This window comes from Actinoplanes sp. NPDC051494, assembly GCF_044454705.1.
Taxonomy (GTDB): domain Bacteria; phylum Actinomycetota; class Actinomycetes; order Mycobacteriales; family Micromonosporaceae; genus Actinoplanes.
Genome location: NZ_JBITDZ010000003.1, coordinates 270,943 through 286,319 on the forward strand (window position 1 = coordinate 270,943; position 15,377 = coordinate 286,319).

At 72.4% G+C, this 15,377-nt stretch carries 11 protein-coding genes; 9 read left to right on the forward strand and 2 right to left on the reverse strand.

The genetic code is table 11. The features are described from left to right. Positions 1 to 3 precede the first annotated feature (3 nt). From ACIA6A_RS13810 to ACIA6A_RS13830, 5 genes are read left to right on the forward strand one after another with little or no spacing between them, the layout of a single operon-like run. Positions 4 to 3,030, forward strand: coding sequence for a bifunctional [glutamine synthetase] adenylyltransferase/[glutamine synthetase]-adenylyl-L-tyrosine phosphorylase (locus ACIA6A_RS13810; RefSeq protein WP_396097921.1), 3,027 nt, complete (start codon positions 4 to 6; stop codon positions 3,028 to 3,030). After that, positions 3,023 to 4,432 (forward strand): hypothetical protein, encoded by a 1,410-nt coding sequence (locus tag ACIA6A_RS13815; RefSeq protein ID WP_396097922.1) that lies wholly within the window; start codon positions 3,023 to 3,025, stop codon positions 4,430 to 4,432. The genes ACIA6A_RS13810 and ACIA6A_RS13815 overlap by 8 nt, the downstream gene beginning before the upstream one ends. Further along, positions 4,429 to 5,868, forward strand: coding sequence for a polyprenol phosphomannose-dependent alpha 1,6 mannosyltransferase MptB (gene mptB / locus ACIA6A_RS13820; protein WP_396097923.1), 1,440 nt, complete (start codon positions 4,429 to 4,431; stop codon positions 5,866 to 5,868). The genes ACIA6A_RS13815 and mptB (ACIA6A_RS13820) overlap by 4 nt, the downstream gene beginning before the upstream one ends. Beyond that, entirely contained in the window at positions 5,859 to 7,238 is a 1,380-nt protein-coding gene (mptB, locus tag ACIA6A_RS13825; RefSeq protein WP_396097924.1) for a polyprenol phosphomannose-dependent alpha 1,6 mannosyltransferase MptB, read from the forward strand. Before mptB (ACIA6A_RS13820) ends, mptB (ACIA6A_RS13825) begins: the two co-directional genes overlap by 10 nt. After that, entirely contained in the window at positions 7,235 to 8,413 is a 1,179-nt protein-coding gene (locus ACIA6A_RS13830) for a glycosyltransferase 87 family protein (RefSeq protein WP_396097925.1), read from the forward strand. Before mptB (ACIA6A_RS13825) ends, ACIA6A_RS13830 begins: the two co-directional genes overlap by 4 nt. On the opposite strand, the gene ACIA6A_RS13835 is transcribed toward ACIA6A_RS13830, so the two are convergent. Beyond that, positions 8,392 to 8,802, reverse strand: a complete 411-nt coding sequence (locus ACIA6A_RS13835; RefSeq protein WP_396097926.1) for an RDD family protein — start codon at positions 8,800 to 8,802, stop codon at positions 8,392 to 8,394. The genes ACIA6A_RS13830 and ACIA6A_RS13835 overlap by 22 nt on opposite strands. A gap of 219 nt (positions 8,803 to 9,021) precedes the next feature. On the opposite strand from ACIA6A_RS13835, the gene glnA reads away from it, so the two are divergent. Further along, positions 9,022 to 10,446 (forward strand): type I glutamate--ammonia ligase, encoded by a 1,425-nt coding sequence (glnA, locus tag ACIA6A_RS13840; protein WP_396097927.1) that lies wholly within the window; start codon positions 9,022 to 9,024, stop codon positions 10,444 to 10,446. 198 nt (positions 10,447 to 10,644) lie between these two features. After that, positions 10,645 to 11,178, forward strand: a complete 534-nt coding sequence (locus ACIA6A_RS13845) for a hypothetical protein (protein WP_396097929.1) — start codon at positions 10,645 to 10,647, stop codon at positions 11,176 to 11,178. Positions 11,179 to 11,444: 266 nt separating this feature from the next. On the opposite strand, the gene ACIA6A_RS13850 is transcribed toward ACIA6A_RS13845, so the two are convergent. Next, positions 11,445 to 12,137, reverse strand: a complete 693-nt coding sequence (locus ACIA6A_RS13850; RefSeq protein WP_396097930.1) for a DUF4191 domain-containing protein — start codon at positions 12,135 to 12,137, stop codon at positions 11,445 to 11,447. Positions 12,138 to 12,265: 128 nt separating this feature from the next. Here ACIA6A_RS13850 and ACIA6A_RS13855 point away from each other — a divergent pair, with 128 nt between their 5' ends. Both ACIA6A_RS13855 and ACIA6A_RS13860 read left to right on the forward strand, forming a co-directional pair. After that, positions 12,266 to 12,424 carry a hypothetical protein gene (locus tag ACIA6A_RS13855; RefSeq protein ID WP_396097931.1) on the forward strand — a complete coding sequence of 53 codons (159 nt, stop codon included), beginning with the start codon at positions 12,266 to 12,268 and terminating at the stop codon, positions 12,422 to 12,424. Positions 12,425 to 12,456: 32 nt separating this feature from the next. After that, positions 12,457 to 15,375 (forward strand): AAA family ATPase, encoded by a 2,919-nt coding sequence (locus ACIA6A_RS13860; protein ID WP_396097932.1) that lies wholly within the window; start codon positions 12,457 to 12,459, stop codon positions 15,373 to 15,375. The last annotated feature ends 2 nt before the right edge of the window (positions 15,376 to 15,377 follow it).

Here is a 15,377-nt window from a genome sequence, read left to right on the forward strand (position 1 = left end):
GCGGTGACCAGACCCAGCAGGCTCGCCCGGTACGGCTTCGCGGACAACGGTTCCCGGGCCGCCGACCTGCTCGGCCCCGAGGGCCTCGGGCTGTGGGACCTCGAGGCGCAGGAGCCGACCGGTGCGCCGGAGGCCGACCTGATCCACTCGCTGTCCCGGGCCGCCGACCCCAACCTGGCGCTGCGCCAGCTGCACCGGATGGTCGAGAACGCGGACCGGGAGGCCCGGCGCAGCAACGGCGGCCCGGCCCAGCCCAGCGGCGGGACGGATCTGTCCGCCAGCGCGGCGATGGCGGTGATCATGACCGCGCTGCACGCCGACGCCGGGCTGCGGCGCCGGCTGATCTCGGTGCTCGGCGCGTCCAGTGCGCTCGGCGACCACCTGGTCGCCAACAAGGACCAGTGGCGGGTGCTGTCCACCGGCAAGACCGGGCTGCCACCGGACGCGGACGGGCATCTCGGGTTCGGTGACGGGCCGCCGACCGTGCCGGCGCTGCGCACGGCGTATCGCACGGCCCTGCTGCGCATCGCGGCCGCCGACCTGACCGGTGGGCAGGGGCTGGAACCCACCATGGCGGCACTGTCGCGGCTGGCGGACGAGACACTCGTGGCCGCGTACGAGATGGCGGTGGCCGGCCTGCCGGAGAGCGCGAGCGAGCCGCGGTTGGCGGTGATCGCGATGGGCAAGTGCGGGGGCAACGAGCTCAACTACGTCTCCGACGTGGACGTGATCTTCGTGGCCGCCGGTGACGACGACCTGAGCGCGGGCACCACGGTGGCCGCCCGGCTGATCGAGATCTGCGGTCAGGTGGCGTGGCAGGTGGACGCCGCGCTGCGGCCCGAGGGCAACCGGGGCCCGCTGGTCCGCACGCTCGCGAGCCACCAGGCCTACTACCGGCGCTGGGCGCGCACATGGGAGTTCCAGGCGCTGCTCAAGGCCCGCCCGGCCGCCGGTGACCTGCAGCTGGCGGGGGAGTGGATCGACGATCTCGCGCCGCTGGTCTGGCACGCCGCCGAGCGGCCCGAGGCGGTCGCCGACGTGCGCGACATGCGCCGCAAGATCATCGAGAACGTGCCGCCGAAAGAGGTGGAGCGCGAGATCAAGCGGGGGCCCGGTGGCCTGCGCGACATCGAGTTCGCGGTGCAGCTGCTCCAGCTCGTGCACGGCCGGATCGACGAGACGCTGCACCACCCCGGCACGATGCCCACGCTGCGCGCGCTGGTCGCCGGTGGCTACGTCGGGCGGGAGGACGGCGAGACGCTGCTGCGCGGCTACCGGTTCCTGCGCGGCATCGAGCACCGGCTGCAACTGCAGCACCTGCGGCGTACCCACACCGTCCCCGACGACCCGCAGGCCCTGCGCTGGCTCGCCGCGGCCCTCGGCTACCGCGCGGTGCCCGGCCGCGACGCGGTCGAGGCGTTCCGGTCGGACTGGGTCGGGCACGCCGCCCAGGTCCGCCGGCTGCACGTCAAGCTGCTGTACCAACCGCTGCTCGAAGCGGTCGCCCGGGTGCCCGCCGAGGCGCTGCGGATGACCCCGGAGTCGGCCGGCCGGCGCCTCGAGGTGCTGGGCTTCGCCGACCCGGCCGGTGCGCTGCGCCATCTGCAGGCGCTCACCGGCGGGGTGAGCCGCACCGCGGCCATCCAGCGCACGCTGCTGCCGATGCTGCTGCAGGAGTTCGCCGACGCGCCGGAGCCGGACCGCGGGCTGCTCAACTACCGGCACGTGTCGGACAAGCTCGGCGGCACCCCGTGGTATCTGCGGCTGCTGCGCGACGGCGGCCCGGTCGCCCGCCGGCTGGCCCGGGTGCTGGCCCTGTCCAAGTACGCGACCGACCTGCTCATCCGTGACCCGGAGGCGCTGCGGCTGCTCGCCAACGACGCCGAGCTGCTGCCCCGCGACCGTGACACGCTGCACGACGGGTTCATCGCCGCCGCCGAACGGCACCTGCGCGAGGACGCCACCGATCCGAGACCGGCCATCGCGGCGGTCCGCGCGATCCGCCGCCGCGAGCTGTTCCGGCTGGCCTGCGCCGACATCCTCAGCGGGGCCGGCGAGCTCGCCCCGGCCCAGCCGCTCGACGTGCACGCGATCGGCATCGCGCTGTCCGACGTCACCGACGCGACGCTGGCCGCGGCCCTGCACGTCGCCCGCCGGGTGCACCCGGGGCCCGAGGGCATGCGGTTCGCGGTGATCGGCATGGGCCGGCTCGGCGGGTACGAGATGAGTTACCCGTCCGACGCCGACGTGCTGTTCGTCTACTCCCCGCCCGCGGGCGGGAACGACGGGGAGACCAGCACGGCCGCGCGGATCATCGCCGAGGAGATGCGCCGCACGCTGGCCGCGCCCGCCCCCGACCCGGAGCTCGGCGTCGACGCCGACCTGCGGCCCGAGGGACGTCAGGGCCCGCTCGTGCGCAGCCTCAACGCGTACGCGCAGTATTACGCCCGCTGGTCGAAGGTGTGGGAGTCGCAGGCACTGCTGCGGGCCCGGTTCGTCTGCGGCGACGACGACCTCGGCCGGGAGTTCGAGCAGCTCGCCGACACCATGCGGTATCCCGACGGTGGGCTCACCCGCGAGCAGGTCGTCGAGATCCGGCGGATCAAGGCCCGGGTGGAGACCGAGCGGATGCCCCGCGGCGCCGACCCGAACACCCACACCAAGCTGGGCCGGGGCGGCCTCGCGGACGTGGAATGGGCGGTGCAGCTGCTCCAGCTGCGGCATGCGTACGCGCTGCCCGACCTGCGCCGCACCCGCACGCTCGGGGCGCTGACCGCGGAGGCCGGCGCCAAGCTGATCGACAAGGTGGACGCCGCCGCGATGGAGGCGGGCTGGACCCTCGCCGCCCAGGTCCGCAACGCGCTGACGCTGGTCCGCGGCCGTCCCACCGACCAGCTGCCCCGGCACGGCGTCGAGCTCGCCGGCGTGGTGCTGCTGCTCGGCGGCGGCGACCCGGGCGAGTTCGTCGACCGGTACCTGCGGCTGACCCGGCGCTCCCGGGCCGCGATGGAACGGGTCCTCGATGCGTGAATCCGTCCGGCCGGTCCTGGCCGCGGCGGTGCTCGCGGTGCTGCTGCGCGTGCCATTCCTGTTCACCGGCCTCTCGACGGACGAGGGCGGCTACGCGTACGTGGCCCGGCAGTGGGCACGCGGCGAGACGCTCTACGGCGACGCGGCCTGGCTCGACCGGCCGCAGGGTCTGCTGCTCACCTACCGCGCGCTGCTGGCCCTGGACGGGTCGGGCTGGACCATCCGGCTCGGTGTGGTGCTCGGCGGGGCCGTCCTCACGGTCGCGCTCGCCGTGCTCGGCACGCTGCTGGTGAACCGGGCGACCGGCATCGCCGCCGCCTGGATCTACGCCGTGGTGGGGGTCGCGCCGCACCTCGAGGGCATGACGTTCAACGGTGAGCTGCTGGCGAGCATCCCGTCCACCGTCTCGATCGCGCTGCTGGTGCTCTGGTGGAGACGGTCGCGGTCGCTGTGGTGGCTGGCCGGGGCCGGGCTGCTGGCCGGGACCGCGCTGACGATGAAACAGTCCGGGATCGACGGTGTGGTCGTCGGGCTGGTCGTGCTGGTGCTGGTGCGCCGCTGGTCGGCGGTGGTCACGTTCGCCGCGGCGACGGCGGTGCCGCTGCTCGCGTCGGTGCTGCACGGGATCGTCACCGGCTGGTCCGCGTACTGGACCGCGCTGATCGGTTACCAGCTGACCGCGATGGGCGGCGACGGCTCCAACACCTCGACCCGGCTGACCGACCTCGGGCGGCACGCCGGGGACATCGCGTTCGACCTGGCGCTGATCCTGCTCGTGTCGCTGCTCGGGTGGCGGCTGCTCGACCGCGGTGGCCGGTGGGTGCTCGGCGGCTGGCTGTTCGCCGGGTTCGTCGGCATCAACCTGGGCGGCTCCTACTGGCCGCACTACTTCGTGCAGCCGTTGCCGGCCCTCGTGCTGCTGGTCGCGGCCGCGGTGGTGGGGCTGCGCCCGGCCCGGCTGGGCTGGGCGGTCGGTGGCCTGGTGGCGCTGCCCACGCTGGTCTGGCTCGTCGCGCTGGTGCCGATGCCGGCGCAGCGGCGGGCGGACACGATCCCGTACGACGCACTGGCCGCCCGGGACGCGACGATAGCGGCCGTGATCAGGGCTTCCACCGCACCGGAGCAGCAGATCTACGTGCTGGAGTCGGAGGCGCTGCTCTACTTCCAGGCCGACCGCACGTCGCCGTACCCGTACCTCTGGGGCAAGCCGATCGACAAGATCACGGACGCGTTGCCGGAGCTGCGCGCGATGCTGGCCTCACCCGCGCGACCGGCGCTGGTGCTGCTCGACACCCCGCCCGAGGCGGTCGACCCGTCCGGTGGCATCGCGGCGGACCTGGCCGCGCACTACCACCTCGAGGCGACCGTCGAGGGCGTGCCGATCCTGCGGGCGAACCCGTGACCGGCCTGCTCAGGACCCCGGCCGGGGTGCGGTGGCTGGGCTTTCTCGGTGCGCTGTGCTGCGCCGCGGACGCCGTGCTGTTCGGGGCGCCGACGTGGATCCGGCGGGGGGTGTCCGTCGTGAGTATCCTGCGGGGCCCGCACGGCGTACCCATCATGGTGCTCTGGATCGTCGGTCTGACCGCACTGTGCCTGGCCTGGTGGTGGGGGCGGCGGCTCGAGCTGACGCGCGGGTGGATCGTCGCGACGGCCGCGCTGTGGATGCTGCCGCTGCTCTTCGTGCCTCCGCTGGCCAGCCGCGACATGTACGCGTACGCGTGTCAGGGGTCGTTGTTCGGCGCCGGTTTCAATCCCTCGGTCTCGTCGATCTCGGAGCAGCCCTGTCCCTGGCTGGACTCGGTCTCGGTGGTGTGGCGCACGACGCCCACGCCGTACGGGCCGCTGTGGATCGTGGTGTCCGGGCTGGCCGCGTCGTTCGGCTCGCAGGCCGTGGCGCTGGGGATCTTCCGGGTCGTCGCGGCGCTGGCGATGCTGGCGCTGGCGTTCGTGCTGCCGCCGCTGGCCCGCCGCGTGGGCGTGGACGGGTCGCGGGCGCTGTGGCTGGTGCTGTGCAGCCCGCTGGTCATGGTGCATGTCATCGGTGGCGGGCACAATGACGCGCTGACGATGCTGTTGCTGGTCGGCGGGCTGGCCCTGGTCGCTGCCGGGCGCCGCTTCCTGCTGCTCGGCGGGGCGGTGATCGGGGCGGCGATCGCGATCAAGGCCACCATCGGGGTCGTGCTGCCGTTCGCGGCGCTGCTGGCCGCCGGTGGGCTGGAGCTGACCCGCGACGGGATCATGCGGTTCGCGCGGCGCGGGGGAGCGGTCGTCGGCGGCGCCCTGGCCGGGTTGGTCGTGCTCTCCCTCGGCTCGGGCCTGGGCTTCGGCTGGGCGACCGCGCTGTCCGGCGCGGGGGATTCGCGCAGCTGGACATCGCCGCCCACCGCGGTCGGGATCGCCGTCAACGCGGTCGGCACATGGTTCGGCGCCGAGATCGACGTGGTGCCCGCCGTCCGCGCGGTCGCGCTGGTCGTGATGCTGATCTCACTGGTGGTGCTCTGGTGGCGGTTCCGGCGCGGCGACGCGCTGCACGGCGCCGGACTGGCCTGCCTCGTCGTCATCTTCCTGGCCCCGATCACCCAGCCCTGGTACCTGTTCTGGCCGCTCGTGCTCTGGGCGGTCGCCGCGGCCGGGACCCGGTGGCTGGACGCCGCCGTGGTGGCCTCGATGTTCCTGATCCTGCCGAACGGCGACGGCGCGTGGAAACCGCTGCAGGTGCCGTTCGCGTTCCTGGTCACCGGACTGGCCGGCTGGGTGGCCTGGCGGGCGGTCCGCTGGCTGCGCACCCCTGTCCCGGCCCCGGAGGTCCCGGCCCCAGAGGTCCCGGTATGCGGGTGAGTCCACGCCTGATCCGCTGGGGTGGGCTGGCCGGCAGCGTCGCGACCGCCGGCACCGCCTGGCTCGGCGGCGCCGGATACGAGCGGGTGCCCAGCATCAATCCGGTGACCCTGCTCAGTGGCCAGCGTGGGGTGCTGCTGCCGATCCTCTGGGTCACCGGCACCGCGATCCTGATCCTGGCGTGGTGGTTCGGCCGGCACGTGGTGCCCTCGGTGCGGTGGGCGGTGGTCACGGCGGGGCTGTGGTTCCTGCCGGTGCTCCCGTTCCTGCCGCTGGGCAGTGCGGACGTCTACTCGTACGCGTGTCAGGGGTATGTGCAGTTCTCCGGCGGAGATCCGTACGCGGGCGGGGTCGGTGCGCACGGCTGCCCGTGGCTGGGCTCGGTGGCGTCGTCGTGGCTGGACTCGCCGGCCCCGTACGGTCCGCTGTTCCTGCTGCTCGCGGCCCGGATCGTCGGTCTGGCGGGCGACTCGCTCGCCGGGGTGATCGCGGGGTTGCGGGTGGTCGCGCTGGCCGGCGTGGCCATGATCGCGGTGGGCGTGCCGGTGCTGGCCCGGCGGTCCGGCCTCGACCCGGCCAAGGCGGTCTGGCTCGTGCTGGCCTGCCCGGTCGTGCTGGTCCACCTGATCTCCGGCGCGCACAACGACGCGCTCATGGTCGGGCTGATCGTTGTCGGACTCGCCCTCGCGTCACCGTCGTCACCGGCCCGGCTGGTCGCGGCCGGGGCGCTGCTGGGACTCGCGGTGGGCGTCAAGGCGACCGCGATCGTCGTCGTGCCGTTCGCGGTGCTGGCCGCGGTGCCGGCCGTGGCGTGGCGCCCGGTGCTCCGGGCGACGGCGGCGATCGGCGGCGGGCTGGTGCTCGCCACCGCCCTGCTCAGCCTGGCCTCCGGCCGCGGCGTGGGCTGGGTGGCCGGCCTGCTGCGCAGCGGCGACAGCGTGACCTGGGGCTCGCCCCCCACTGCCGTCGGCCTCACGATCAAGGCCCTGACCGGGTACGACGCGGTGCCCGCGACCCGCCTAGCCGGTGTCGCGCTGCTCGCTGTCCTGCTCGTGCTGCTCTGGTGGCGGACCGCCCGCGACGGTGGGGCGCTCGGGGGTGCCGGGCTCGCACTGGCCGCCACCGTGCTCTGCGCGCCGGTGTTCCACCCCTGGTACGCGGTCTGGCCCCTCGCGGTGCTCGCCGCGACCCGTGCGGAGAGCCGATGGCTGCTGGGACTCGTCGCGCTCGCGGCCACCCTGACCACCCCGGCCGGGTACAACTGGGGGCTCTACACCCGGGTGCCCGGCGCGATCGTCGTCACATCCGTGCTGCTCACCCTGGCCGTGGTCCGGGTCCGCCGGCACCGCGCCCGTAAGGTGGCCGCGTGACCCGATACCGGATCCCGCTCCTCGTCGTCCTGACCCTGACCGCAGCGGGGGTGCTCGTCTGGTCGGCGATCCACCACTTCTACTTCGACTCGACCGTCTACTCCGGCGCGGTCCGGTACTGGTTCCGCGACGGGGGGATGGTCTACGACTACCTGCTCAGCGGTAGTCCGTACGGCTTCACCTATCCGCCGTTCGCGGCGCTGGTCATGGCCCCGATGGCGTACCTGCCGGTGTGGGCGGTGATCACGCTCGCCTCGATCGCCACCGTGCTGGTGACCGTGCTGGTCACGTGGTGGCTGGTGGCCCCGCTGATCCGCCGGCACGGGTGGCAGCCCTGGTACGCGCTGGCGCTGGCGAGCTGCTTCGCGCTGATCTTCGAACCGGTCCGCGAGACGTTCGGTTTCGGTCAGGTCAACATGCTGCTGCTGGCGCTGGTCGCCGCCGACGTGCTGTTCGGGGTGTCCCGGGGCCGGCGCTGGGCCGGCGTGGGCATCGGCCTGGCCACCGCGATCAAACTGACCCCCGGCGTCTTCATCCTCTATCTGCTGGTCATCCGGCGCTGGCGGGCGGCGGGCACGGCGATCGCCACCAGCGCGGCGGCCACGCTGCTCGCCGCCGGGCTGTGGCCGGACGCGTCCCGCGAGTTCTGGACCGCGGCGCTCTGGGACACCAACCGGGTCGGCAACCTCGAGTACGTGTCCAACCAGTCGCTGCGCGGGCTGCTCGCCCGGGGCCCGTTCGACGAGTCCGAGTCGGTGCTGTGGATTCTGGTCGTGCTGGCCGCCCTCGGTGTCTGGGCCTGGCGGGTGCGCCGGGCGGACCCGCTCGGGGCGCTGGCCCTGACCGGCACGCTCAGCCTGCTGCTCAGCCCGGTCACCTGGGTCCATCACTGCGTCTGGCTGCTGCCCGTGCTGGTCCGGTGCATCGAGGGCTGGCCCCGGCACAAGCGGACGTTCTACGGCGCCGCCGGCTGGTACGCGCTGGTGAACACCCGGGTGACGTTCCTGTACGACGGTGGTCCGCGACCGCCGCTGCCGATCCTCGGCGCCAACCTGTACGTGCTGTTCGGCGTCGCGATGCTGGTGTGGATGCCGCTCACGGCCGGCTCCGCCGACCCCGCCCACGACGAGGTTCCCGCCGCGGTCCGGTCAGGTCAGGCGGTGGGGCGGGGCTGACGGACCACCATCGAGCCGACCGCGCGGTCGTGCAGGCCGCGCTGCTGGGAGTCCATGATCACCGCGGGTACGAAGAGGGCCAGCAGCACCGCCCGCAGCAGTGCCATGAGCAGACCGATCGCACCGCCGTCGGCGACCGAGACGCAGCGGAGCCGGGCCAGTGCCATGCCCGGGGTCTGTCCGAACAGGCCGATGAAGACCGTGTTGACCACGATGAGCACCACGACCGGCGGCCACGGGACGACCCGGGGATCGGCGTAGAAGCTGGCGACCAGCATGCAGAGGGCCCAGTCGATGAGCAGCGCGGCGAGCCGGCGGCCGAAGCCGCCCGGTTCCAGCCGTGCCGGGTCGAGGGCGTGTCCGGGGGTGTCGCTGTTGCGTGTCGCCACGGGACGTGAGAGTAACCGTAGAGCTTGGGATTCTCCCCCTCAGCCCCGCGACCAGCGATAGGGTCTGGGGGTTCGCGCGCAGTTCACAGCGTCCTTAACACGGCGGAAACATTTGGGATACGCCTGAGCAACCGGCTTCCCATAGCGTCGCGACCAGCCTAGCCACCGTGGCGGCCCACGCCGCCTCGTGTACTGAAGAAATCTGTGCCAGGAGGACGTGTGTTCGCCAATCCCGAGGAACTCCTGCGATACCTCAAAGACGAGGACGTCAAGTTCGTCGACGTACGGTTCTGTGACCTTCCCGGCGTGATGCAGCACTTCAACATGCCGGTGGAGTCGTTCGACGACAGCGTCATCACCGACGGCCTCGCCTTCGACGGATCCTCGATCCGCGGGTTCCAGGCCATCCACGAGTCCGACATGATGTTGCTGCCGGACGTCACCACCGCTTTCATCGACCCGTTCCGGATCCAGAAGACGCTGGCGCTGAACTGGTTCATCCACGACCCGTTCACGCGTGAGGCCTACTCCCGTGACCCGCGGAACGTGGCGAAGAAGGCCGAGACCTACCTGGCGTCGAGCGGCATCGCCGACACCGCCTACTTCGGTGCCGAGGCCGAGTTCTACATCTTCGACTCGATCCGCCACGAGACGGCCGCCAACCAGGCGTACTACTACATCGACTCCATCGAGGGCGCCTGGAACTCGGGCCGCGAGGAGCCGGGTGGCAACCTCGGTTACAAGACCGCCTACAAGGGTGGCTACTTCCCGGTCTCGCCGCTCGACCACTACTCCGACCTGCGCGACACGATGGTGCGCCGCCTGATCGACGTCGGCTTCACCGTGGAGCGCTCGCACCACGAGGTCGGCACCGCGGGCCAGGGCGAGATCAACTACAAGTTCTCGACGCTGCTGCACGCCGGCGACCAGATGCAGATGTTCAAGTACATCATCAAGAACACCGCGGTCGCGGCCGGCAAGACCGCGACGTTCATGCCGAAGCCGCTCTTCGGGGACAACGGTTCCGGCATGCACACCCACCAGAGCCTCTGGCTCGGTGGCGAGCCGCTGTTCTACGACGAGACCGGTTACGCCGGCCTGTCGGACATGGCCCGCTGGTACATCGGCGGCCTGCTGCACCACGCGCCGTCGCTGCTCGCGTTCACCAACCCGACCGTCAACTCCTACCGGCGCCTCGTGCCCGGCTACGAGGCCCCGGTCAACCTGGTCTACTCGCAGCGCAACCGCTCCGCCTGCACCCGCATCCCGGTGACGGGCAGCAACCCCAAGGCGAAGCGCGTCGAGTTCCGCGTCCCGGACCCGTCGTCGAACCCGTACCTGGCGTTCTCGGCGCAGATGATGGCCGGCCTCGACGGCATCAAGAACAAGATCGAGCCCCCGGCCCCGATCGACAAGGACCTCTACGACCTGCCGCCGGAGGAGTGGGGCAGCGTCAAGCAGGTCCCGGGCTCGCTCGACGCGGTCCTCAACTCGCTCGAGGCGGACAACGACTTCCTCACCGCGGGCGGCGTCTTCACGCCGGACCTCATCTCCACCTGGATCGACTACAAGCGCACCAACGAGATCGACCCGGTGCGCCTGCGTCCGACCCCGCACGAGTTCGAGATGTACTACAACGTCTGATCCGTTCCGACGCTGACAACGGCGGTCACCTCCGGCTCCACGCCGGGAGTGACCGCCGTTCTCGTCGGTGCCGCACCGTTCAGGGCGACGCCCGGACCTGTACGCCGACATGGCCCGCCTGGAGGACACCACCTACCTCCAGGACCGCGAACCGGCCGGCGCCTAATGACCCTGACCGTACGAAAGTGAGGTGGCGGGATGATCCGGATAGGTGGCCCGCTGGACGTGGCGTGGATCGTGGAGCAGACCGGGCCAGGGCTCACGGTCACCTCGGCGATCCCGCCGGTCTTCGAGGCGTACGCCACATTCCACGCGCCGGAGGACGTACCGGTCATGGACCATGAGCGCGCCGTCGTCGCGGCGCTGCTCCGGCACACCATCGGGCAACCCTGGTGGCTGGGCTATCTCGAGACCGGCGCCCACGACGTCGTGTTCGCCGACGCTCCCCGGGTGCTGCTCTACTCGGACTGGCCGTACGTGCTCGCCGAAGCCGGCCCCGAGCAGGCACTCACCTGGCGGACCGGGCACATGCGCGACGGGAACGGCGCCCTGCCCGACCTGTTCTTCCCCGCCGACCGGTCGTGGCTGGTCTCGGCGCTGTGGGACGACACCTGGAGCTGTCTCGGTGGCCCGGCCACGCTGATCGACGACCTCCGGCAGGACCCCCTGGTCAACGCTCACCGGGTCGATCCCGGCGAGGACGCCCTGCCGCCGGGGCTCGACCGGGAATAAGAATCACAGGTAGTCGAAGTAGCGGATCCACCATGTGCCGGGGCCCGCAGCGCGGAGTCGGCCGTGGTGAGCCCGGACGGCACCTGGATCACGGTCAATGTCATCGGTGCGCGGGCCGAGGCCACTGAACCGTGCGGCATCAGCTTTGCCGCCGAGGCCGTCGAGTCCGCCACGGCGGTCGCGGGGGTCAGGTGCCGGTGTCGACCGGGCCGGTCCCGCAATGACAGAACGGCCCGGCGAACCGCCGGGCCGTTCTCGGGTCATGGTCAGCGCGGGCGCTGCTGGCGGCTCATGCCCTTGGTGGGGCGCATGTTCTTCGGGATGGCGCCCTTGGGCATCTGCGGGCGGGCCATCAGCGCGCCGAGGCGCTTGTCGAGAGCGTTGACGTCCTTGCCGGTGAGGTTGCGCGGCAGCTTCATCATCGTGGTCCGCAGCTTGCGGATCGACAGCTCACCCTCCTGGGTACCGATGACGTAGTCGTACATCGGGGCGTTGCCGATGACCTTGGAGAGGCGGCGCTTCTCCTGGCTCACCAGCGTGCGGACCCGCTGCTGCTGGCCCTCGCCGAGCAGGATCACGCCGGGACGGCCGATCACCACGTGCACCATGTCGAACTGGGTCGTGGAGCTGGCCGCCGGGCGGACCCGCCAGTCACCGCGCAGGTTCTCCATGATCGAGGCGGCGGCGCCGGGCTGCCCCTCGGCGGAGTTCATCATCGCGGTGTTCGAGCGCAGGTTGAGCACGATCAGGCCGGCCAGCAACGCCACCATGACACCGATCGGGATCCACACCCAGCCGAGCCCCAGCAGGAACAGCAGCACCGCCACGGCGATGGGGATCAGCACCGCCGCGATCAGCAACGGAACGAACCACTTGTCCTGCCGTGCCGTGAATGCGAACACCTGGCCGATCTGCTTCAGCCGCTCGCGGAACGACACCTTCTCCTGGGGCTTTGCCATACCCGAAAGTGTAAGGGTCGGGTCACCGCCTCAGCGGGGCAGGATGCCCGGGTAAGGAGTCACGCCCGGCCGGATATGCGGCACCTTACGGATGTGGCGCCGGGGACTGCGCGCGAAGAGTCACTGACATGTTCAATTACGGAGATCCAGGGATCCTGCTCGCCATCCACGACCTACGGATCGCGCAGCTCCGGCGCGAGGCCGACGCCCACCGGCTGGCCCGGGAAGCCATCCGTGGCCGGCGCCGCCGAACCCCGGAGGACCGGGCCGGCCACGTTCGGGGCTGAACGTGTCGTACGGGCATGGCATGCTCGAAACCGTGACAGCGCACCCCAGCAGTGCGGTCCTGGTCGGTCGGGAGGCCGACCTGGCCGCGCTGCGGGATGCGCTCAAGCGCACCCGCGGCGGCGAATTCGCCGCGGTCCTGGTCGGTGGTGAGGCCGGCGTCGGCAAGACCCGCCTCGTCGAGGAATTTTCCCGTACGGCCTCCGCTGACGGTTTACGCGTCCTCACCGGGCAATGCCTCGAACTCGGCGAGGAGGGACTCCCGTTCGCCCCGTTCGCGGCGGCCCTGCGGGAGCTCGCCCGCACCGACGGCCCCGGCGTGCTCGACGACCGCTTCGCCCACCTGCTGCCGGAGCTCGGCCCCGCCCCGGAGACCGAGCTGACCCAACGCCGCGGCTACCTCTTCGACCTGGTCGCGGGCCTGTTCGCGCGGATCTCCGCGGACCGCCCGCTGGTGCTCGTCCTCGAGGACCTGCACTGGGCCGACCGTTCCACCCGCGACCTCATCGGGTTCCTGGCCCGCTCCGCCCGCCTCCCGCAGGTGTTGCTGGTCGCCACCTATCGCACCGACGAGCTGCACCGCGGCCACCCGCTGCGCCCGTTCCTTGCCGAGCTCGACCGGGTGCGCGGCGTCCAGCGCGCCGACGTCGACCGGCTGGACCGCGACGGCACCACCGAGATGCTGACCCACCTGCTCGGCACCGAGCCCGAACCGGCCCTCGCCGACACGGTCCACGACCGCGCCCAGGGCAACCCGTTCTTCATCGAACAGTTCGCCGCCTCCGCCGATCCCGTCTGCTGCGACATCCCGCACAGCCTGCGCGACCTGCTGCTCAGCCGGGTCGACCAGCTCGGCGACCAGGCCCAGCGGGTGCTGCGGGTCGCGGCGGTCGGCGGCACCAGCTTCGGCCACGAGACGCTCATCCGGGTCGCCGGGATGCCCGAGGCGGACCTCGAGACCGCGCTGCGCTCGGCGGTCGCGGCCCAGCTGATCACCGTCGAGGCCGACGGCGGCTACGAGTTCCGGCACGCGCTGGTCCGCGAGGCCGTGCACGACGACCTGCTGCCCGGCGAGCACGCCCGGCTGCACGTCCGCTACGCCGAGACGCTCACCGAACTGCCCACACTGGTCGCGGCGGGCCGGGCCCCGGCCGAGATCGCCCACCACTGGCACGCGGCCCGCGACTACCCCCGGGCCCTGGTCGCGGCCCGGGTGGCGGCCGGCACGGCGAGAGCCCAGAACGCGTACGCGGAACAGTCCCGGCTGCTGGAACGGGTGCTCGACCTGTGGGAGGTGGTCGGCGACGCGGCCCGGCTGCTCGACGCCGGCCACGTCGACCTGCTCGAGGAGGCGGCGCTCGCGGCCATCGACGCCGGCGACCACCAGCGCGCCCTCAAACTGACCCGGGCCGCCCTGTCCGACCTCGACGCGGCCGCCGAACCACTGCGCGCCGCCCGCCTGCTCGTCCGCCGGGCCAAACTGCTCTACAACGCCGGCACCAGCAACGGCGCGACCGAGGCAAGGGCGGCGTACAACCTGCTCCGCGACGCACCCGACGTCCCCGAACGGGTCCTGCTCCTCGCGGACGTCTCCCAGTCCCTCGGCGGCATCGACGACGACCTGGCCGCCGAGGTCGCGGCCACGGCGAGGGCGTCGGCGGCCTTCACCGGCGACGTCGCCGACACGGCCGCGGCGGCCATCACCTACGGCCTGCTGTGCGCCGGCCGCATCGCCGCCGAGGACGGCCTGCCCGCGATGATCGCCGCCGCGGACCGCGCCCGCCACGCCGGCGACCTGCCCAACCTGGTCCGGACCCTGGTGATCATCTCGGACTCGCTCTTCGAACTGGGCCGCTACGCGGAATCGGCCGCCGCCGCGGAAGAGGGCATCCCGTACGCGGACCGGGTCGGCGTGGGCCGTACCAAGGGTGTCTTCCTGCTCACCAACCACGCGGAAGCCCTGATCGCCCTCGGCCGCTGGGACGAGGCCGACGCCCGGCACGCCGAGGCCGCCCGCCTGGATCCACCGGGCACGCTCGCGTTGCCCTGGCTGCAGCTACGCGCCAGGTTACGCCTCGCCCGCGGTCACGACGGAGCGCAGCCGCTGGTCCAGCGAGCGGTCGCCTTCCTGGCCCGGCCCTACGTCGACCGGGAGAACCGGCTGTCCCTCCTGGAGCTACGCATCCAGGGAGCCTTGCACGCGGGAGACCACGCCACCGTCTTGAGCGCAGCCCGCATGGCGATGACCGAGCCAGGGATCATCGAACGCCCCCGCTACGGCTGGCCCCTCCTGTCCGCGATAGCAACGGCCGCGGCATCCGCTCCCGCCGTCCCGGCTCTTGCCGGTCCCGTTGCGGCTGGTTCCTCTAATTCCTTGCCGACCTCGGACCCGGGGGCCGGGTCCGCGGAGATCCTCGGGTGGGCTGCCGCGACCGCGGAGCGGATGCCGCGGCGATACCCGGCCGATCATGCTTACGCGGCCCACGTCGACGCGACCGTCGGCGGCGGCCCTGGCCGGTGGAGAGCCGCCGTGCACGCGTGGCGGGCCGACGGACAGCGCTACCAGCTCGCGGTCGCCCTGTTGCGACTCGCCGAGGCCTCGGCCGCGGCCGGCGAACGGGTGACGGCCGCTGAAGCGCTGGAGGAAGCTGCGGCCATCTCCCGGGCGCTCGGTGCCGCGGCCCTGACCTCCGAGGCCGACACCCTCGCGCGCCGGATCGGCATGCGCTCGGCCGCCCACGCGTCGGTCGCCGGGGCCGAGACCCTGACCGGCCGGGAACGCGAGGTGCTCCGGCTGGTGGCGGAAGGCAAGAGCAACCCCCGGATCGCGGAACTGCTCTACATCTCGCCCAAGACCGCCAGCGTCCACGTCTCCCGCATCATCGCGAAACTCGAGGTCACCGGCCGGGGCGAGGCGGCGGCCGTCGCCCACCGCCTCGGCCTGCTGGACTGACC